Here is a 20047-nt window from a genome sequence, read left to right on the forward strand (position 1 = left end):
GGCGTTTTCTATTGGGCGACGACTACTCGTGATACTGCGCCGACAACTCATGCACCGCGCGCAGGAACGCGCCGGCGTGTTCCGGATTGACCTCCGGTGTAATGCCATGGCCGAGATTGAATACGTGCCCGCTGCCCTTGCCGTAGCTGGCGAGAATCCGCCCGACTTCGGTACGAATGGCTTCAGGATTGGCGTAGAGCACGGTAGGGTCCATGTTGCCCTGCAGCGCAACTTTGCCGCCGACACGATCACGGGCACTGCCGATGTCACAGGTCCAGTCCAGACCCAACGCATCAGCGCCGGCATCGGCGATGCTTTCAAGCCACAGCCCCCCGCCCTTGGTGAACAGGATGACTGGCACCTTGCGACCTTCGTGTTCGCGGATCAGGCCGCTGACGATCTTGCGCATGTAGGCCAGGGAGAACTCCTGGTAAGCCGCCGCCGAGAGGTTCCCGCCCCAGCTATCGAAGATCTGCACCGCCTGGGCACCGGCCATGATCTGGCCGTTGAGGTAGCTGGTGACCGACTGAGCCAGCTTGTCCAGTAACAGGTGCAAGGCTTGCGGATTGTCGTAGAGCATGGTTTTGGTCTTGCGGTAGTCTTTCGACGAGCCGCCTTCGACCATGTAGGTGGCCAGGGTCCATGGGCTGCCAGAGAAACCGATCAGCGGCACACGACCGTTCAGTTCGCGGCGGATGGTGCTGACCGCATCCATGACGTAGCCAAGGTCTTTATGCGGATCAGGAATCGGCAGGGCTTCGATGTCGGCCAGGGTGCTGACGACTTTCTTGAAGCGCGGACCTTCGCCCGTCTCGAAGTACAGGCCCTGGCCCATGGCGTCAGGAATGGTCAGGATGTCGGAGAACAGGATCGCCGCGTCCAGTTGCGGATAGCGGTCGAGCGGCTGCATGGTGACTTCGCAAGCGAACTCCGGGTTCATGCACAGGCTCATGAAATCACCGGCCTTGGCACGGCTGGCGCGGTATTCCGGCAAGTAGCGACCGGCCTGACGCATCATCCACACAGGCGTGACGTCTACGGGTTGCTTGAGCAGGGCGCGAAGGAAACGGTCGTTCTTCAGGGCAGTCATGTCGGCATCCGGAAAAAAAGTGCGGGCATTTTCTCAGAGCGCGAGGCAAAAGGCACGGTTGCAGGTCAGCCTTTTGTCTATCGGGTCAATTTGTCGCGCTGGAACACGGCTTTCGCAACACCACAAAACCAATGTGGGAGCTGGCCTGCCAGCGATGCGGACACCTCGGTGTGTCAGTCGGTCCGAGGTGATGCTATCGCTGGCAGGCCAGCTCCCACAGGGTTATTGCATGTCAGGTCTGGACCGGAGGGCTAGACCCCCAGGTAATCCAGGATCCCTTCGGCGGCGTTGCGGCCTTCGAAGATCGCCGTCACCACCAGGTCAGAGCCGCGAACCATATCGCCACCGGCGAAGATTTTCGGGTTGCTGGTCTGGTGTTTGTACTGACCCTGCTCCGGGGCCACAACGCGGCCCTGGCTATCCGTCTGGATGCTGTGCTGTTCAAACCACGACGCCGGGCTAGGGCGGAAACCGAAGGCGATAACCACGGCGTCGGCCGGGATGATTTCTTCGGAGCCCGGGATCGGCTCGGGGCTGCGACGGCCACGGGCGTCCGGTTCGCCGAGACGGGTCTCGACCACTTTCACGCCTTCGACGCGGTCTTCACCGACAATGGCGATCGGCTGGCGGTTGTAGAGGAATTTCACCCCCTCTTCCTTGGCGTTCTTCACCTCTTTGCGCGAGCCCGGCATGTTGGCTTCGTCGCGACGATAGGCACAGGTCACCGATTTGGCACCCTGGCGAATCGACGTACGGTTGCAGTCCATGGCCGTGTCGCCGCCACCCAGGACCACAACCTTCTTGCCTTTCATGTCGACGAAATCTTCCGGCGACTTTTCAAAGCCCAGGTTGCGATTAACGTTGGCGATCAGGAAGTCGAGCGCGTCATGCACGCCCGGCAGGTCCTCACCGGCAAAGCCGCCCTTCATGTAGGTGTAGGTGCCCATGCCCATGAACACGGCATCGTATTCTTCGAGCAGTTGCTCGACGGTCACGTCCTTGCCCACTTCGGTGTTCAGGCGGAACTCGATGCCCATGCCGGTGAAGACTTCGCGACGATTACTCAACACGGTCTTTTCCAGCTTGAACTCGGGAATGCCGAAGGTCAGCAGGCCGCCGATTTCCGGGTTCTTGTCGAACACTACCGGGGTCACGCCGCCACGCACCAGTACGTCGGCACAGCCCAGACCGGCCGGGCCCGCGCCGATAATCGCAACACGCTTGCCGGTCGGCTTGACCTTGGACATGTCCGGGCGCCAGCCCATGGCGAACGCGGTATCGGTGATGTATTTCTCGACCGAACCGATGGTCACTGCGCCGAAGCCGTCGTTGAGGGTGCACGCCCCCTCGCACAGACGATCCTGCGGGCACACTCGCCCGCACACTTCCGGCAGTGTGTTGGTCTGGTGCGACAGTTCGGCGGCCTGGAGGATGTTGCCCTCGGCCACCAGCTTCAGCCAGTTCGGAATGAAGTTGTGCACCGGGCACTTCCATTCGCAATACGGGTTACCGCAACCCAGGCAGCGGTGGGCCTGATCGGCCGAATGCTGGGGTTTGAAAGGTTCGTAGATCTCCACGAACTCTTTCTTGCGTTGACGCAACAGTTTCTTCTTCGGATCCTTGCGCCCGACCTCGATGAACTGGAAGTCATTATTCAGACGTTCAGCCATTGTTAAAACCTCATCAAACTCTTCAGGCGCATATCACTGCGGGTTGGCACGGGTGCTGGAAAGCAACGATTTCAAGTTGGCAGCCTTGGGCTTGACCAGCCAGAAACGACGCAGATAGTCATCGAGGTTTTCAGCGAGGTTACGACCCCATTCGCTGTCGGTTTCCGCGACGTATTCGTCGAGCACGCGCTGCAGGTGGCTGCGATAGGCTTCCATCGCTTCGCCGCTGATGCGCTGGATTTCCACCAGTTCGTGGTTGACCCGGTCAACGAAGCTGTTGTCCTGGTCGAGCACGTAGGCGAAACCGCCGGTCATGCCTGAACCGAAGTTGTAGCCGGTCTTGCCCAGGACGCAGACGAAACCGCCGGTCATGTACTCGCAGCAGTGATCGCCCGTGCCTTCGACTACGGTATGAGCACCGGAGTTACGCACGGCAAAACGCTCGCCCGCCGTACCGGCGGCGAACAGTTTGCCACCGGTGGCGCCATACAGGCAGGTGTTGCCGATGATGGCACTGTCCTGAGTCTTGTAGATGCTGCCCTTGGGCGGCACGATGACCAGTTTCCCGCCGGTCATGCCCTTGCCGACGTAGTCGTTGGCATCGCCTTCCAGGTACATGTTCAAGCCGCCCGCGTTCCAAACGCCGAAGCTCTGACCGGCCGTTCCTTTGAAGCGGAAGGTGATCGGCGCGTTCGCCATGCCTTGGTTGCCGTGCTTGCGCGCGATTTCGCCGGAGATCCGTGCGCCGATCGAACGGTCGCAGTTGCAGATGTCCAGGGCAAAATCGGCGCCGCTCTTGTCGTTGATGGCAGAGGTGGCCATGTCGACCATTTTCTCGGCCAGCAAACCTTTGTCGAACGGCGGGTTGCGCTCTACCTGGCAGAACTGAGGCTTGTCTGCCGGGATGTGATCGCTGCCGAGCAACGGGGTCAGGTCCAGGTGCCGCTGCTTGGCGGTCTGGCCTTCGAGGATGTCCAGCAGATCGGTACGACCGATCAGCTCTTCGAGGGAGCGCACGCCCAGCTTGGCCAGCCACTCACGGGTTTCTTCGGCGACGTAGGTGAAGAAGTTCACCACCATGTCGACGGTGCCGATGTAGTGATCCTTGCGCAGCTTCTCGTTCTGGGTCGCGACGCCGGTGGCGCAGTTGTTCAGGTGGCAGATGCGCAGGTATTTGCAGCCCAGGGCGATCATTGGCGCGGTACCGAAGCCAAAGCTTTCAGCGCCGAGGATCGCAGCCTTGATCACGTCGAGGCCGGTTTTCAGGCCGCCGTCGGTTTGTACCCGGACTTTACCGCGCAGGTCGTTGCCGCGCAGGGTCTGGTGGGTTTCGGCCAGGCCGAGTTCCCACGGTGCGCCCGCGTACTTGATCGAGGTCAGCGGCGATGCGCCGGTGCCGCCGTCGTAGCCGGAGATAGTGATCAAGTCCGCGTAGGCCTTGGCCACACCGGCAGCAATGGTGCCGACGCCGGCTTCTGCTACCAGCTTCACCGAGACCAGCGCCTTCGGATTGACTTGCTTGAGGTCGAAAATCAGCTGCGACAAATCTTCGATCGAATAGATGTCGTGGTGCGGCGGCGGCGAGATCAGGGTCACGCCCGGCACTGCGTAACGCAGCTTGGCGATCAGGCCGTTGACCTTGCCACCTGGCAGTTGACCGCCTTCACCGGGCTTGGCGCCTTGGGCGACCTTGATCTGCAGCACTTCAGCGTTGACCAGGTATTCCGGGGTCACACCAAAACGGCCAGTCGCCACCTGCTTGATTTTCGAGCTCTTGATGGTGCCGTAGCGCGCCGGGTCTTCGCCGCCTTCGCCGGAGTTGGAACGCGCACCAAGGCGGTTCATCGCTTCAGCCAGGGCTTCGTGAGCTTCCGGCGACAATGCACCGAGGGAGATGCCCGCGGAATCGAAGCGCTTGAGCACCGATTCCAGCGGTTCGATCTCGCTGATGTCCAGCGGCGTGTCCAGGGTCTTGACCTTGAACATGTCGCGGATCATCGACACCGGACGGTTGTCCACCAGCGCCGTGTATTCCTTGAACTTGCTGTAGTCGCCCTGCTGCACAGCGGCTTGCAGGGTGTTGACCACGTCCGGGTTGTACGCGTGATATTCGCCACCGTGGACGAACTTCAGCAAACCGCCCTGCTGGATTGGCTTGCGCGGGCTCCAGGCTTCGGCAGCCAGGGCTTTCTGCTCGGCTTCGATGTCAACGAAACGCGCACCCTTGATGCGACTTGGCACGCCACGGAAGCTCAGCTCGCACACTTCTTCGGACAGGCCGATGGCCTCGAACAGCTGCGCACCACGGTACGAGGTAATGGTGGAGATACCCATCTTCGACAGGATCTTCAACAGACCTTTGGTGATGCCTTTGCGGTAGTTCTTGAACACCTCATAGAGGTCGCCCAGGACTTCACCGGTACGGATCAGGTCGCCCAGCACTTCGTAGGCCAGGAACGGATAGACCGCAGAGGCGCCGAAACCGATCAACACCGCGAAGTGGTGCGGATCGCGCGCAGTCGCGGTCTCCACCAGGATGTTGGAGTCGCAACGCAGGCCTTTCTCGGTCAGGCGGTGGTGTACCGCGCCGGTGGCGAGCGAAGCGTGGATCGGCAACTTGCCCGGAGCAATGTGCCGGTCACTCAGCACAACCTGGGTACGACCGGCGCGCACAGCTTCTTCAGCCTGGTCGGCAACGTTGCGGATCGCCGCTTCGAGGCCGACGCTTTCGTCGTAGTTAAGGTCGATGATCTGGCGTTCGAAGCCCGGACGATCGAGGTTCATCAGCGAACGCCACTTGGCCGGGGAAATGACCGGCGAGCTGAGGATCACGCGCGAAGCGTGTTCCGGCGACTCCTGGAAAATGTTGCGCTCGGCACCGAGGCAGATTTCCAGCGACATGACGATGGCTTCACGCAGCGGATCGATCGGCGGGTTGGTGACCTGTGCAAATTGCTGGCGGAAATAGTCGTACGGTGTGCGCACGCGCTGGGACAGCACGGCCATCGGCGTGTCGTCGCCCATCGAGCCGACGGCTTCATAACCTTGCTCGCCAAGCGGTCGCAGCACCTGGTCGCGCTCTTCGAACGTGACCTGATACATCTTCATGTACTGCTTGAGCTGGTCAACGTCGTAGAACGCCGAGCCGTGGTCGTTATCTTCCATGGTTGCCTGGATGCGCAGGGCATTCTTGCGCAGCCATTGCTTGTACGGATGACGCGACTTCAAGCGGTTGTCGATGGCGTCGGTGTCGAGGATCTGCCCGGTTTCGGTGTCCACGGCGAAGATCTGGCCCGGACCAACGCGGCCCTTGGCAATTACGTCTTCAGGCTGGTAGTTCCAGACGCCGATTTCCGAGGCCAGGGTGATGAAACCGTTCTTGGTGGTCACCCAACGCGCCGGACGCAGACCGTTACGGTCGAGCAGGCACACCGCGTAACGACCGTCGGTCATTACCACGCCGGCCGGGCCGTCCCACGGTTCCATGTGCATCGAGTTGTATTCGTAGAACGCACGCAGATCCGGGTCCATGGTCTCGACGTTCTGCCACGCAGGCGGAATGATCATCCGCACGCCACGGAACAGGTCGATGCCACCGGTCACCATCAGTTCAAGCATGTTGTCCATGCTGGAAGAGTCGGAACCGACGCGGTTGACCAGCGGGCCGAGTTCTTCCAGATCGGGCATCAGGTCGTTGGCAAACTTTGTACGACGTGCCACGGCCCAGTTGCGGTTGCCGGTGATGGTGTTGATTTCGCCGTTGTGCGCCAGGAAGCGGAACGGTTGCGCCAGCGGCCATTTCGGCAGGGTGTTGGTGGAGAAGCGCTGGTGAAACACGCAAATCGCGGTTTGCAGGCGCTGGTCGCTCAGGTCTGGATAGAAGGCGGTGAGGTCCGCCGGCATCATCAAGCCTTTGTAGATAATGGTCTTGTGGGAAAAGCTGCAGATGTAGTGATCGGTGTCGGCGGCGTTGGCCACGGACGAACGACGACGGGAACTGAACAGCTTGATCGCCATGTCCTGATCGCTCAGGCCTTCACCGCCGATGAACACTTGCTCGATCTGCGGCAGGCGCTCAAGGGCCAGGCGGCCGAGGACGCTGGTGTCGATCGGCACTTTGCGCCAGCCGACGAGCTGCAGGCCGGCCGCCAGGATCTCGCGGTTCATGTTCTCGCGAGCGGCTTCGGCTTTGACCGGGTCCTGATTGAAGAAGACCATGCCCACCGCATATTGCTTGGGCAGTTCGACGCCGAATGCTTCCTGGGCGATCGCTCGCAGGAACACGTCCGGCTTTTGAATCAGCAGACCGCAACCGTCACCGGTCTTGCCGTCGGCGTTGATCCCACCGCGGTGGGTCATGCAGGTCAGGGCCTCAATGGCCGTTTGCAAAAGGGTATGACTGGGCTCGCCCTGCATATGGGCTATCAGGCCGAAACCGCAGTTATCCTTGAATTCATCTGGTTGGTACAGACCTGCTTTCATAGACACTTTCTCACCAGGCTGCCCCTTATCGAGGCAAATTTCTTTTCAATTCAACCACTTGCAACCCGCGCCGAACGTACGCCAGCTTTGCGGGAGCAAAAGGGAGGTCATTGTACACACCGACACAGAGGCTCACAAATTTGACGACGAACTGTCGCAAATCTATGTCGCATTTGTGAAAGGTTTAAAGCGATATGCTGTGCTAGTCAAAACTTTTTTGATTTTTGACCGCAACCACTCAAAGACTACTGTGACGCAGACACCACAAGGCACGCGATCTGTAGAGAAGGCGCGCACATGCGGAAATATTGAGGTGCCGGGAGAGGCGGCCTGGGTAAGGCCGCCGAATCTTCAGCGAGTTGTTGCCAGTTCCTGTTGGACGCTGGCGACAGTGCGAGGCCAAGGTTTACCAGCCTGAACCTTCGCTGGCAAGGCCTTGATGGCGCTAAGGGCTGCATCACGGTTGGCGAAGTTACCGTAGGTGATGACGTAAAGCGGCTTGCCGTTGAGCACTTTCTTGAAATAACGGTACTCGCCGCCCTGCTCTTTCACGAAGTTTTGCGCAGACGCTTCGGAGCTGGTGCCAAGGATCTGCACCACGTAGTTGCTGGTCGGTTGCCCGGCGTACCAGGTACCACCAGCGCCTTTGGCAGCGGCAGCGGCCGGTTTCTCGGCAGGCTTGGCGGTCGCCACGGCGGCAGGTTTGGCCGGCACAGGCGCGGGTTTGGCGACAGGTGCGGGAGCCGGCTTGGCAGTGGCCACCTGGGTCGGTGCTGGCGCAGGCTTGGCGGCCGGCGTCGGCGCTGGGCCAGGCTGGATTCCGGCCGGTGGCGCAGAAGTGGTCACGGTCGGCGGTGTGGCGCTGGAGCCTTCAACCGGCACGCCATCGTCACCTTCAGTGATGCCACCCGCTGCTTCGGCCAGCGGGCCACGCATGACCGGTTGCGAGTTGCCGACAAGCGGCAACGGCATTGGCTGCGAATTACCGGCGAACTCCACGGCTGGAGCACCGTTGCTGTTAGGTTGCGGAGCACCCTCGCCGAGCGGCAATTGCGCCTGCTCGTTGGCAGGAGCGCCAGTGGTCGGTGCTTTGCTGCGACCTGGCATCAACCAGGCGGCGGCTACCGCGACCACGACTACGGCGGAAATCGCCAATACGTGTTTCTTCGGCATGTTGAACCCCATACTTGGACGCTTGACCGCTGAGCGGCTGGCAATCATGGCTTCGATCATCGCATCGCGAGCGACCTGGTTGATATTGCCAGGCCAACCGTCGGAGCTTTCATGAATATCAGAGATCTGATTAGCGGTGAAAAGTTCGATACCCCGGCCAGCGCCTTCGAGCCGCTGATCCAGATACTCGCGGGTTTCCTCTTCGGTGTAAGGCTGCAATTCGATGACGTGAAAGCGCTCTTCTTCAAGGCTCAACGCATCGAGTTGGGCAATCAACGACGACTCGCCGAACAGGAACACATGCGGACGGCCTTCGGGAGCACCCGCAGCCAGTGCCAGCAAGGCTTCCAGCGCTGACTCGTCAAGCTGCTCGGCGTCATCCACCAGCAGATAGACTTCCTGCCCGGTCAAGGCCAGCTGTACGACCTGTGACAGGATCGAGCCGATTTCCGGCTGGGCGACATTCAGCGCCTGGGCCACCTGGCGCAGCACGCCGGCGGCATCACCGGCACCGCGGGCGGAAACCACCACACTCTGCACCGATTGCTTGTTGGTACTGGCCACCAGGGCCTGGCGCAACAGGGTCTTGCCGCTGCCTTGCGGGCCGGTGACCACCAGCAGCAACTGGCTATAGCGCGCCAGGTGATGCAGTTGTCCCAGCACCGGCTTGCGCTGGGCAGGGAAAAATTTGAAGCCAGGTACCCGCGGAGCGAAAGGGTCGTGACTCAACTGGTAATGGCCGAGGAAAGCCTCGTCGGCGTGCAAACTAGTCATCGGGATCTTATTAACCTTTAAGCTGAGCCAGGGCGCGGTAATCCGCTCCCAGCGTGGCCTGTAGAACCTCTTTCGGATAATCGTCGGTCACCACCGCTTCGCCCATGTGGCGCAGCAGCACCAGGCGCAAACGACCGTCGATCACTTTCTTGTCAATTGCCATGTGTTCGAGAAAATCGGCTTCAGTCATCTCTTCAGGCGGGATAACCGGCAGGCCGGCGCGCAGGAACATATGGATGCCACGATCACGCTCCTGCTCGCTGATCCAGCCCAGGCGTGTGGACATTTCCAGCGCCATTACAGTGCCAGCAGCGACCGCCTCACCATGTAGCCACACACCATAGCCCATATGCGTTTCGATGGCGTGGCCGAAGGTATGCCCCAGGTTCAACGTAGCGCGTACACCTGTTTCCTTCTCGTCGGCCCCCACCACGGCAGCCTTGGCTGCGCAGGAGCGCTGGATGGCATAAGTCAGGGCAGTCTGGTCCAGGGCGCGCAGGCGATCGACGTTCTCTTCGAGCCAGGTGAGGAATGGCTCGTCGCAGATCAGTCCGTATTTGATCACTTCGGCCAACCCGGCAGAGAGTTCGCGGGCCGGCAAAGTGTTCAGGGACGTCGTGTCTATCAGCACCACGTTCGGCTGATAGAAGGCGCCGACCATGTTCTTGCCCAACGGATGGTTGATACCGGTCTTGCCGCCCACCGAGGAGTCGACTTGCGACAGCAGCGTGGTCGGGACCTGAATGAAATCGACACCACGCTGATAACAGGCGGCGGCAAAACCGGCCATGTCACCAATCACACCGCCGCCCAAGGCAATCACGGTGGTGCGGCGGTCGTGACGCGCGGTCAGCAGCCCGTCGAAGATCAGTTGCAGGGTTTCCCAGGTCTTGAAGGCTTCGCCGTCGGGCAGCACCACGGAAATGACCGAGAATTGCCCCAGGCTGCGGGTCAGACGTTCGAGATAGAGAGGCGCGACGGTCTCGTTGGAAATGATCGCCACTTGCCGTCCGCGAATATGCGGGGCCAGCAGCTCAGGCTGATCCAACAAACCTTCGCCAATATGAATCGGGTAGCTGCGCTCGCCTAGATCGACCTTGAGTGTCTGCATGTGTCCCCACAGTGAAGATGGAATCAGGCATCGTGCCTTGAATTATCGATGTCCGCGGCCTCTGTTGGTGTGACGCCGTTCGGTAGCCATTCGCCACAGTCCAGAGCGGCGGCGACTGGAGGCCGAGGATAGCGCATTTCACGCCGCGCTTTAACGGGGAGGCAGTTGCTGCAAGCGTTCGAGAATATCCAGCACCACCATCCGCGGCGGCCGCTCATCGGTTTCCACCACCAGATCGGCGATTTCCCGATAGAGCGGATCGCGAATCGCCAGCAGATCCCGAAGGGTCTTGGCCGGATCTGCCGTGCGCAATAGCGGCCGATTGCGGTCGCGGGACGTTCGCCCCACCTGCTGCTCGACGGAAGCATGCAGGTACACGACCCGACCACCGGCATGGAGCGCCCGACGATTGGCTTCGCGCATGACTGCACCGCCGCCGGTCGCCAACACCACGCCATCGCACGCGCACAGCTCGGCAATCATCGCCTGCTCGCGATCACGGAAGCCTGGCTCGCCTTCCTTATCGAAAATCCATGGGATATTGGCGCCCGTGCGCAATTCAATTTCCTTGTCGGAATCTTTGAACGGCAGGCGCAGCTCTTTGGCCAGTAACCGGCCGATGGTGCTTTTTCCAGCCCCCATCGGTCCTACAAGAATCAAATTTCGCACAGAATCAACGACTCACAGCAATCGCCTGGTTATTCATGATACGCGGTGTGAGAAACACCAACAGCTCGGATTTTTTCTCCGAAACCACGTCACGCCGGAAAAGGCGGCCAAGATACGGCACATCGCCGAGAAATGGCACCTTATCTACAACCTTGCTTTGAGTATTTGAGAAAACGCCACCAATGACGATGGTCTCGCCATCGTTGACCAACACCTTGGCATTGACCTCGTTTTTCTTGATCGGCGGTACGTCCTGCACCTTGTTCAGGTAATCCGGCTCATCCTTGGTGACCTTGACCTCCATGATGATCCGGTTGTCCGGGGTGATCTGCGGGGTCACTTCCAGCGACAGCGATGCCTCCTTGAAGGACACGGATGTGGCACCGCTGGAACTGGCTTCCTGATATGGAATCTCGGTGCCCTTGAGGATCTTCGCGGTTTCCTTGTCGGAGGTGACGACCTTGGGTTGCGAGACAATTTCGCCGTTGCCGGTTTTTTCCATCGCCGTCAGTTCCAGGTCGAGCAACACGTTATCGGTAATGAACGCGATGCCGATTCCCGAGGTGTTAGCCGAGGTCCCCAGGTCGACGAAAGGCGAATTGGTACCCGTGCTGCCCGGTGTACCGATGGTGGTGGACGAGCCGTTGACCCCCGAGGAGTTCCAGTTGCCCTTCTGCACCGAACCACCCCAGCGCACGCCGAGACTCTTGTCATAATCGACGTTGGCCTCGACAATTCGCGCCTCGATCATCACCTGACGCACCGGAATATCCAGCTGCGCCACGATGCGACGCAGTTCGTCGAGACGATTCTGGGTCTGGTAGGCAATGATGTTGTTGGTGCGTTCATCGACGGTGATCGAACCACGCTCGTCGACTTTCGCTTCGGCACTGGTGACCGACTGGAACAGCTTGGCGATGTCGGCAGCCTTGGCGTAGTTGACCTGCAGCAGCTCGCGACGCAGGGGGGCCAGTTCGGCGATCTGCTTTTGTGACTCAAGCTCCTGGCGCTCGCGAGCGGCAATTTCCTCCGCCGGCGCAACCAGCAAGACGTTGCCGACCATGCGCTTGTCCAGGCCCTTGGTCTTCAGCACCAGGTCCAGCGCCTGGTCCCACGGCACATTTTGCAGGCGCAGGGTAATGCCGCCCTGGATCGTGTCACTGGCCACCAGATTGAGGTTGGTGAAGTCGGCAATCAACTGCAGCACCGAGCGCACATCGATGTCCTGGAAATTCAGCGAAAGCTTCTCGCCGCTATAGGCGAAGCGCTCCGCATTGCGTTTTTGCAGGTCGTCGACCGTCATCGCCCGAATGCTGACGGTGAGCTTGTTGTCCGTCTGATAGGTCGAGTAGTCGAACGCGCCACTGGGTTCGATGCTGATGGTTGCACGGTCCCCGGTGGCACTGGCATTGACGAATTGCACAGGCGTGGCGAAATCCTTCACGTCCAGGCGGACTCGCAGGGACTCTGGCAACTGGGTTCGGGCGAAGCCAAGGATGATCTTGCCCTCGCGCTCTTGAATGTCCGGGGCGATGGATGGATCGGACAGGTCGATGACCACATTGCCCTCGCCCTGGGTGCCACGCTGGAAGTCAACGCTGCGGATAGCCTTGGCTACCGGCGCGTAGGCTTTCGCCGGGGCCGGCGAAGTAACGGCACGCGGCGCGCTGGCGACCGGTCGCGATGCAGCCTTGCTGGCGCCCTGGCCGACAACCACAAACAGGGTGTTGCCTTCGACCCGCGAGGTATAGGGGGACAACTGCGTCAGGTTGATGATCAGACGCGTCCGGTCCTTGGCTTCCACCACCGTGGCACTGCGGGCATTGCCGCCACCCAGGTCGCGGGTCTTGCTGGCCAGCTGGCTGACCACCCCGGGCAGGTCGAGTGCGATCCGCGCCGGTGACTCGGTGGTGTAGCCCTTGGGCGTGGGAGGCGTGCCATCGAACGACAGCTTCAACTCGATGCGGTCCCCAGGCAGTGCTGCAACGTCCAGCGTCTTCAGATTGGCCGCTTGTGCCATCGGCGAAAGCAGCGCTATCCATAGCGAAATACCGAGGGCTGAGAAAATCCTGTTCATGATTCGAGTCCCACTATGAATGCTCTTTCAAAGGTATGGTTCGCGGCCGTTCCAGCCAGGCTCCCTGGCCGTCGGGGACGATTTCGATCACGTCGACCTGCGAGCCGCTGATGGCGACAATGCGCCCATCGTTGCGCCCAAGATAGTCACCGACTTTCAGTCGATGCACGCCGCCAGCCCCGCGCAGCAGCGCAAAGGAGCCGGTTGCATTGGAAATCGTGCCGACCATCTCAAACTGCTCTATGTTGAAACCTTCCAGGTACTGCTTGGCCCGGGCAGGATCAGGCTTGACGTTACGCGAGCCGTGCTTCTGGCCAGCCAGGTCCACCCTGACCTGCCGGGAAAACGGGCTTCGCAGGTTGGCGGCGCTGTAGGTGAACGTCGGGTAGGAGCGGAACGTCGGCGTTGGCTCTATCTTCCCCGGTGGGCGCAGGCGAACTTCGTTCATGTAGGCATCGAGGTCGCTGACGTCGTCGCCCTTGCCACAGCCAGCCAACCCGAGCACCACGAGCACCATGGCCAAACAACGGATCGGGCTCATTTCGGCGCCCCCTTGTCGTTATAGCGGTAGGTCTTGGCGAGGATACTCATGCGTAACTTCGTCCCGCCATCCGGGTCGGCCCCAGCAATGTCGAAGTCATGCAGCGTGACGATCCGGGGCAAGCCGGCCACTCCGCTGACGAAGGTGGCCAGGTCGTGATAGGCCCCGGTCACGGTGATCTGGATCGGTAGTTCAATGTAGAACTGCTGGGTAACTTCCGGCAGCAACTTGATCTCTTCGAACTCCAGCCCACTTCCGAGCCCGGTGCGAGTAATGTCCTCCAGCAGGCCCGGCACCTCGGTGTCGCTGGGCAGTTGGCGCAGCAGCACGCCAAAGGAGTTTTCCATCTCTTTCATCTGCTGGGTGTACAGCTCGAGATTCGCGGCCATACGGGCCTTGGAGGTGAATTGCTCCTTGAGTGTCAGCTCCTCCTCACGCTTGCTGTCCAGCTGGGTTTCCAGGTCGCTGAGGTAAAAGTGATACCCCAGGGCCAGCACCAGCACCATCAGCAGCCCACCCGCGATCGCCTTGATCGCCGGCGGCCATGAGCCGATGTTGTTGGTGTCCAGGTCATTGATATCAACGTTGCGCAGTCCGGCAAACCATTGCGATGGACTCATTGACCGTCCTCCACAGCGGCGGGCTGGGTCTGTCGAACCGTCAACTGGAAGACGTTCGCCTGGTCGAGCTGACCCGCCGTAGTGGCCTTGACCTCGGTCAGGCTGGGGGCATCGAACCAGTCGGAGCCGTCAAGATTGCGCATCAGGTCAGACACGCGATTATTGGACTCGGCAGCACCGGTAATGGACAAGGTAGTGCCGACCATTTTGACTTCGGTGAAATACACACCGTCCGGCAACGTGCGCGCCAGCTGGTCGAATATCCGCCCGCTGATTGGCCGATTGCCCTGCAGGTCCTGGATGATGCGCATGCGCTCGATGAGCTGCTGGCGGCGTGCCTTCAAGTCGCTGATCTGCTTTATCCGCTCATCGACAACGGCAATCTGTTTGCCGATGTAATCGTTGCGCGCGAGCTGGCGGTCAACGGCAGCTGTGATGACCTGGTCCGCAATCAGCACCGCCCCCACGGAGCCCACCAGGACCCCAACGAGGGTCACCAGGAAGCGTTTGCGGCGTTCCTCGCGCAGTTCCTCGCGCCAGGGTAGAAGATTGATCCGCGCCATCAGTCAAAACTCCTGAGTGCCAGCCCGCAAGCGATCATCAGTGCCGGCGCATCACTGGCCAGGGCACCGGCGTTGACCTTGCTGCTCAGGGTCATGTCGGAAAATGGATTGGCCACCTGGGTCGGCGTATTCAGGCGCTGCTCGATCAAGCGGTCCAGCCCCGGAACTGACGCCGTGCCGCCGGCCAGCAGGATGTGGTCAACCGCATTGTATTGGCCCGACGCGAAGAAAAACTGCAACGAACGGGAGACCTGTTGCACCAGCGCCTCGCGAAACGGTTGCAACACCTCACTGACGTAATCGTCCGGCAGGCCACCCTGTTTTTTCGCCAGTCCTGCCTGCTCAAGGGTCAGGCCGTAGCGACGCTGGATTTCTTCAGTCAACTGACGCCCCCCGAACAACTGCTCGCGGGTGTAGATAATTCGCCCTTTGTGCAAAACACTGAGGGTGGTCATGGTTGCACCGATGTCGACCACGGCCACGGTCAACTGCCCCTGGGGGCTGGCCAGATGGCCAGTCAGCAGGCCGAACGAGCGCTCCAGTGCATAGGCCTCGACATCGACCACCCGCGCGGTAAGGCCGGCCAGTGCCAGGGCAGCCTCACGGACTTCGACATTTTCCTTGCGGCAGGCGGCCAGCAGCACATTGACTCGTGCCGGGTTTCGCACCGAAGGCCCCTGGACTTCGAAGTCGATGGCGACTTCGTCCAGGGGATAGGGAATGTATTGATCGGCCTCGATCTTCAGCTGGTTTTCCAGCTCGTCGTCGGAGAGGCCGGCATCCATCTCGATTGTCTTGGTGATGACCGCCGAGCCGGCCACCGCCACCGCCACATTCCTGAGATTGGTCCTGGCCTTGATCAGCACGCGCGACAACGCCTGCCCGACACCTTCGAGTTCAGCGATATTTTTTTCGATGACTGCATTGGCGGGCAGCGGCTCGACTGCATAGGCCTCAACCCGGTAGCGCTCGCCTTGACGACTTAACTCCAGAAGCTTCACCGACGTGGAGCTGATGTCGATCCCCAGAAGCGTATTGGCCTTTTTATTGAAGAGTCCTAGCACTACCCATTCCCTATGACTATCCGTGAGTTACGGACTCTATAATGTCCATTGCGTTCAACCCGCCCGTCTTGACAGCAGCGCAAATGACGCCCTGCGACGGAAAAATGCTTATAATGCCCAGCGATTTTTTACCAGTTTTTACTTCAAGCTCGGGACATTACTCTTTTCACCAGTCCCTGGTGCCAAATTCATTCTTTTCCTGGATATCCAAACGCCTTGATTCGTCTGCTGAAATTTTTCGGTTGGTCCGTCGTCGCCGTTTTCTGCGGACTGCTCCTGAGTCTGAGTGGCGCCTATCTTTACCTTAGCCCCGGATTGCCGTCTGTGGAGGCACTGAGAAGCATTCAGTTGCAGATTCCGCTACGGGTATACAGCAGTGACGACAAGTTGATTGCAGAATTTGGCGAAATGCGCCGGACTCCGATCCGTTTTGCAGACATTCCGCCGAATTTCATTAACGCATTACTGAGTGCTGAAGACGATAATTTCGCCAACCACTATGGCGTCGATCCGAGCAGCCTGATGCGTGCCGCCACCCAACTGGTGAAAAGCGGCCATATCCAGTCCGGCGGCAGCACCATCACCATGCAGGTGGCAAAGAACTTCTTCCTGACCAGCGAGCGCAGCTTCTCACGCAAGACCACCGAAATTCTCCTGGCCCTGCAAATTGAACGCCAGCTGACCAAGGACGAGATCCTCGAGCTGTACGTTAACAAAATCTACCTGGGTAACCGCGCCTACGGCATTGAAGCCGCTGCGCAGGTGTACTACGGCAAGTCGATCCGTGACGTCAGCCTGGCGCAGATGGCGATGATTGCGGGCCTGCCCAAGGCCCCTTCGCGCTTCAATCCGCTGGCCAACCCGGCGCGCAGCAAAGAGCGGCGTGACTGGATCCTGGGGCGCATGTACAAGCTGGGCAAGATCACCGAAGCCGACTACACCGCCGCGATCAACGAGCCGCTCAACGCCAGTTATCACGTCCCGACACCGGAAGTGAACGCCCCCTATATTGCCGAGATGGCCCGCGCCGAAATGGTCGGCCGCTATGGCAGCGACGCTTATACCGAAGGGTTCCGCGTGACCACCACGGTGCCAAGCAACCTGCAGGAAATGGCCAACACGGCGCTTCACGAAGGCCTGATCACCTACGATCAGCGCCACGGTTATCGCGGCCCTGAATCGCGCCTGCCGGGCAAAACCCGCGAAGCCTGGGCAACCGAACTGACCAAGCAACGCACCATCAGCAGCCTTGAACCGGCCATCGTCATACAGGTCGACAAGAACGGCCTGCAGGTGCTGACCCGCACCGGCGAGGAGCACGTCAGCTGGGACACGATGAAATGGGCACGACCGTTCCTCAACACCAACAGCATGGGCGCCAATCCGAAGCAGCCAGCTGATGTAGCCCAGGTCGGCGACCTGGTGCGCGTGCAGCGCCAGCCTGACAACTCGCTGAAGTTCAGCCAGATTCCCCAGGCCCAGGGCGCACTGGTGTCCCTCGACCCGCAAAACGGCGCCATTCGCTCGCTGGTAGGTGGTTTTGCTTTCGAACAGAGCAATTACAACCGCGCCATGCAGGCCAAGCGTCAGCCGGGCTCGAGCTTCAAGCCGTTCGTCTACAGCGCCGCGCTGGATAATGGCTACACCGCCGCCAGCCTGGTGAACGATGCACCGATCGTGTTCGTTGACGAATACCTGGACAAGGTCTGGCGCCCGAAGAACGACACCAACACGTTCCTCGGCCCGATTCGCCTGCGTGAAGGCCTGTACAAGTCGCGCAACCTGGTGTCGATCCGCCTGGTGCAGGCATTGGGTATCGACCGCACCATCGACTACATCAGCAAGTTCGGCTTCAAGAAAGAAGACTTGCCGCGCAACCTGTCCCTGGCCCTGGGCACCGCGACCCTGACGCCAATGGAAATTGCCACCGGCTGGAGCACCTTTGCCAACGGCGGCTACAAAGTGAGCCCGTACCTGATCGAAAAGGTCGAGAGCCGTAACGGCGACCTGCTGTTCGCTGCCAACCCGCCAAGCGTGCCCAAGGGCGAAGTCGTCAGCGATGGCATCGCGGCACCAGCGGCCAGCGCTTTCACGGTCAATGCAACGCCTGCGGATGCCTCAAGTACCCAACCTGCGCAGTCGCCTGCAGTGGCTGAACGCATCGTCGATGGCCGCACCACCTATATCCTCAACAGCATGCTCGAAGACGTGATCAAGCGCGGCACCGGTCGCCGCGCACTGGCTTTGGGCCGCAGTGACATTGCAGGCAAAACCGGTACCACCAACGAATCCAAGGACGCCTGGTTCTCCGGCTACAACGCCGACTACGTGACCACCGTCTGGACCGGCTTCGACCAGCCTGAGAGCCTGGGTCGCAAGGAATTCGGCGGCACCGTAGCACTGCCGATCTGGATGAACTACATGGCCGCCGCGTTGAAGGACAAGCCGCCGCACACTCAACCTGAACCGGAAGGCATCCTGAGCCTGCGGGTTGATCCGGTCAGCGGCCGCGCAGCCTCCCCCGGCACGCCTGGCGCCTACTTCGAGCTCTTCAAGGCCGAAGACACGCCACCGACTGGCAGCGAGCTGGGAAGCGGCTCTGCGCCAGGCAGCCCGCTGCCTGCGGATGAAGGTGCGCCGATCGATTTGTTCTGATCAGGTAGCGCAAACCAAAAGCCCCGCCTTCGAGAGAAGCGCGGGGCTTTTTTACAGCCAGGATCAAGAGATCGCAGCCTTCGGCAGCGCCTACAGGGGAACGTGATCTCCCGCAGGACCTGCCGAAGGCTGTGATCCTGTGATTGTCCGGGCAATAAAAAACCCGGCCACTGACCGGGTTTTCCTTAGCGCTACGGCTTAGCCGTTGAACACATCATCCACGCTTTTCAGCGGGTAGTTCTTCGGATACGGCAGGGTCGCTACGCCGGTCTCGATCGCGGCCTTGGCCACGGCATCGGAGATGACGGTGATCAGGCGAGCATCCATTGGTTTCGGGATGATGTACTCACGACCGAATTCCAGCTTGATGCCGCCATAGGCGTCACACACTTCCTGAGGCACCGGCAATTTGGCCAGTTCACGCAGGGCATTGGCCGCCGCCACTTTCATTTCTTCGTTGATGCGCTTGGCGCGAACGTCCAGGGCACCGCGGAAGATGAACGGGAAGCCCAGTACGTTGTTGACCTGGTTCGGGTAGTCCGAACGGCCGGTGGCCATGATCACGTCGTCACGGGTAGCGTGCGCCAGTTCCGGGGAGATTTCCGGATCAGGGTTCGAGCACGCGAACACGATCGGGTTGGCCGCCATGGACTTCAGGCCTTCAGCGCTCAACAGGTTCGGACCAGACAGACCCACGAACACATCAGCACCGGCCAGGGCGTCAGCCAAGGTGCGTTTTTCGGTAGCGTGGGCAAACACGGCCTTGTACTGGTTCAGGTCGTCACGGCCGGAGTGGATTACACCGGTACGGTCAACCATATAGATGTTTTCGATGTTGGCGCCCATGCTCACAAGCAATTTCATGCAGGAGATGGCGGCCGCACCGGCGCCCAGGCAGACGATCTTGGCTTCTGCCAGGGTCTTGCCGGCGATTTCCAGTGCGTTGATCATGCCGGCCGCGGTAACGATCGCGGTGCCGTGCTGGTCATCGTGGAATACTGGAATGTCGCACTGTTCGATCAGCGCGCGCTCGATCTCAAAGCATTCAGGTGCCTTGATGTCTTCCAGGTTGATGCCACCGAAAGTGATGGAGATGCGCTTGACGGTGTCGATGAAGGCTTGCGGGCTTTCGGAGTCGACTTCGATGTCGAAAACGTCGATGCCGGCGAAGCGCTTGAACAGTACACCCTTGCCTTCCATCACTGGCTTGGAAGCCAATGGGCCGAGGTTACCCAGGCCCAGAATCGCGGTGCCATCGGAAATCACTGCAACCAGGTTGCCCTTGCCGGTGTATTTGTAGGCCAGTTCAGGATCGCGGGCGATTTCGCGCACTGGTTCGGCTACGCCGGGGCTGTAGGCCAGCGACAGGTCGCGGGCGGTAGCGGTGGCCTTGGTGAGCTCGACACTCAGCTTACCTGGACGAGGATGGGCGTGATATTCGAGAGCGGCAGTTTTCAGATCAGACATGGGGGCATTCCGCTTTTTACTGTTGGACAGACTGGTCAGCGAGGATACGCGCCTCGTAAAGTCCCCACAAGACTGACCAGTCACCCCTGTC

13 protein-coding genes are annotated in these 20047 nt (G+C 60.3%); 1 reads left to right on the forward strand and 12 read right to left on the reverse strand.

The genetic code is table 11. The features are described from left to right. Nucleotides 1-22 precede the first annotated feature (22 nt). The 11 genes from hemE to UB23_RS25075 all read right to left on the reverse strand — a co-directional run bounded on the left by hemE (nt 23) and on the right by UB23_RS25075 (nt 15834). A complete protein-coding gene (gene hemE / locus UB23_RS25025; RefSeq protein WP_045061931.1) occupies nt 23-1090 on the reverse strand; it encodes a uroporphyrinogen decarboxylase in 1068 nt (355 codons plus the stop codon). A gap of 251 nt (nt 1091-1341) precedes the next feature. Further along, nucleotides 1342-2760, reverse strand: coding sequence for an FAD-dependent oxidoreductase (locus UB23_RS25030; RefSeq protein ID WP_045061932.1), 1419 nt, complete (start codon nt 2758-2760; stop codon nt 1342-1344). A 33-nt stretch (nt 2761-2793) separates the two neighbouring features. After that, entirely contained in the window at nt 2794-7242 is a 4449-nt protein-coding gene (gltB, locus tag UB23_RS25035; RefSeq protein WP_045061933.1) for a glutamate synthase large subunit, read from the reverse strand. 351 nt (nt 7243-7593) lie between these two features. Continuing rightward, nucleotides 7594-9189 (reverse strand): AAA family ATPase, encoded by a 1596-nt coding sequence (locus tag UB23_RS25040; RefSeq protein WP_045061934.1) that lies wholly within the window; start codon nt 9187-9189, stop codon nt 7594-7596. A gap of 10 nt (nt 9190-9199) precedes the next feature. Continuing rightward, on the reverse strand, nt 9200-10300 hold the full coding sequence (aroB, locus tag UB23_RS25045; protein WP_045061935.1) for a 3-dehydroquinate synthase: 1101 nt from the start codon (nt 10298-10300) through the stop codon (nt 9200-9202). A gap of 150 nt (nt 10301-10450) precedes the next feature. After that, on the reverse strand, nt 10451-10969 hold the full coding sequence (gene aroK, locus UB23_RS25050) for a shikimate kinase AroK (protein WP_045061936.1): 519 nt from the start codon (nt 10967-10969) through the stop codon (nt 10451-10453). A gap of 4 nt (nt 10970-10973) precedes the next feature. Then, entirely contained in the window at nt 10974-13046 is a 2073-nt protein-coding gene (pilQ, locus tag UB23_RS25055; RefSeq protein ID WP_045061937.1) for a type IV pilus secretin PilQ, read from the reverse strand. Between the two features lie 13 nt (nt 13047-13059). Then, nucleotides 13060-13587, reverse strand: a complete 528-nt coding sequence (locus UB23_RS25060) for a pilus assembly protein PilP (RefSeq protein ID WP_045061938.1) — start codon at nt 13585-13587, stop codon at nt 13060-13062. Beyond that, nucleotides 13584-14207 carry a type 4a pilus biogenesis protein PilO gene (gene pilO / locus UB23_RS25065; RefSeq protein ID WP_045061939.1) on the reverse strand — a complete coding sequence of 208 codons (624 nt, stop codon included), beginning with the start codon at nt 14205-14207 and terminating at the stop codon, nt 13584-13586. Before pilO ends, UB23_RS25060 begins: the two co-directional genes overlap by 4 nt. Next, nucleotides 14204-14770 carry a PilN domain-containing protein gene (locus UB23_RS25070; RefSeq protein WP_045061940.1) on the reverse strand — a complete coding sequence of 189 codons (567 nt, stop codon included), beginning with the start codon at nt 14768-14770 and terminating at the stop codon, nt 14204-14206. Before UB23_RS25070 ends, pilO begins: the two co-directional genes overlap by 4 nt. Continuing rightward, nucleotides 14770-15834: a pilus assembly protein PilM gene (locus UB23_RS25075; protein WP_045061941.1), complete on the reverse strand. Its 1065-nt coding sequence runs from the start codon at nt 15832-15834 to the stop codon at nt 14770-14772. The genes UB23_RS25070 and UB23_RS25075 overlap by 1 nt, the downstream gene beginning before the upstream one ends. 219 nt (nt 15835-16053) lie before the next feature. Between UB23_RS25075 and UB23_RS25080 the strand changes: the two genes are divergently transcribed. Next, nucleotides 16054-18489 (forward strand): penicillin-binding protein 1A, encoded by a 2436-nt coding sequence (locus UB23_RS25080; protein ID WP_414704659.1) that lies wholly within the window; start codon nt 16054-16056, stop codon nt 18487-18489. Nucleotides 18490-18687: 198 nt separating this feature from the next. Here UB23_RS25080 and UB23_RS25085 read toward each other — a convergent pair whose 3' ends face one another. Beyond that, nucleotides 18688-19956, reverse strand: a complete 1269-nt coding sequence (locus UB23_RS25085; RefSeq protein ID WP_045061943.1) for a malic enzyme-like NAD(P)-binding protein — start codon at nt 19954-19956, stop codon at nt 18688-18690. Between the last annotated feature and the right edge of the window lie 91 nt (nt 19957-20047).

The organism is Pseudomonas sp. ES3-33, assembly GCF_000952175.1.
GTDB lineage: Bacteria > Pseudomonadota > Gammaproteobacteria > Pseudomonadales > Pseudomonadaceae > Aquipseudomonas > Aquipseudomonas gregormendelii.

What these genes read in the sequence shown, in the direction of transcription:
- pilO (WP_045061939.1), bottom strand. Translation starts at nt 14,207, where the DNA reads ATGAGTCCATCGCAATGGTTTGCCGGACTGCGCAACGTTGATATCAAT.
- UB23_RS25085 (WP_045061943.1), bottom strand. Translation starts at nt 19,956, where the DNA reads ATGTCTGATCTGAAAACTGCCGCTCTCGAATATCACGCCCATCCTCGT.
- pilQ (WP_045061937.1), bottom strand. Translation starts at nt 13,046, where the DNA reads ATGAACAGGATTTTCTCAGCCCTCGGTATTTCGCTATGGATAGCGCTG.
- UB23_RS25060 (WP_045061938.1), bottom strand. Translation starts at nt 13,587, where the DNA reads ATGAGCCCGATCCGTTGTTTGGCCATGGTGCTCGTGGTGCTCGGGTTG.
- UB23_RS25030 (WP_045061932.1), bottom strand. Translation starts at nt 2,760, where the DNA reads ATGGCTGAACGTCTGAATAATGACTTCCAGTTCATCGAGGTCGGGCGC.
- hemE (WP_045061931.1), bottom strand. Translation starts at nt 1,090, where the DNA reads ATGACTGCCCTGAAGAACGACCGTTTCCTTCGCGCCCTGCTCAAGCAA.
- aroB (WP_045061935.1), bottom strand. Translation starts at nt 10,300, where the DNA reads ATGCAGACACTCAAGGTCGATCTAGGCGAGCGCAGCTACCCGATTCAT.
- gltB (WP_045061933.1), bottom strand. Translation starts at nt 7,242, where the DNA reads ATGAAAGCAGGTCTGTACCAACCAGATGAATTCAAGGATAACTGCGGT.
- UB23_RS25040 (WP_045061934.1), bottom strand. Translation starts at nt 9,189, where the DNA reads ATGACTAGTTTGCACGCCGACGAGGCTTTCCTCGGCCATTACCAGTTG.
- UB23_RS25070 (WP_045061940.1), bottom strand. Translation starts at nt 14,770, where the DNA reads ATGGCGCGGATCAATCTTCTACCCTGGCGCGAGGAACTGCGCGAGGAA.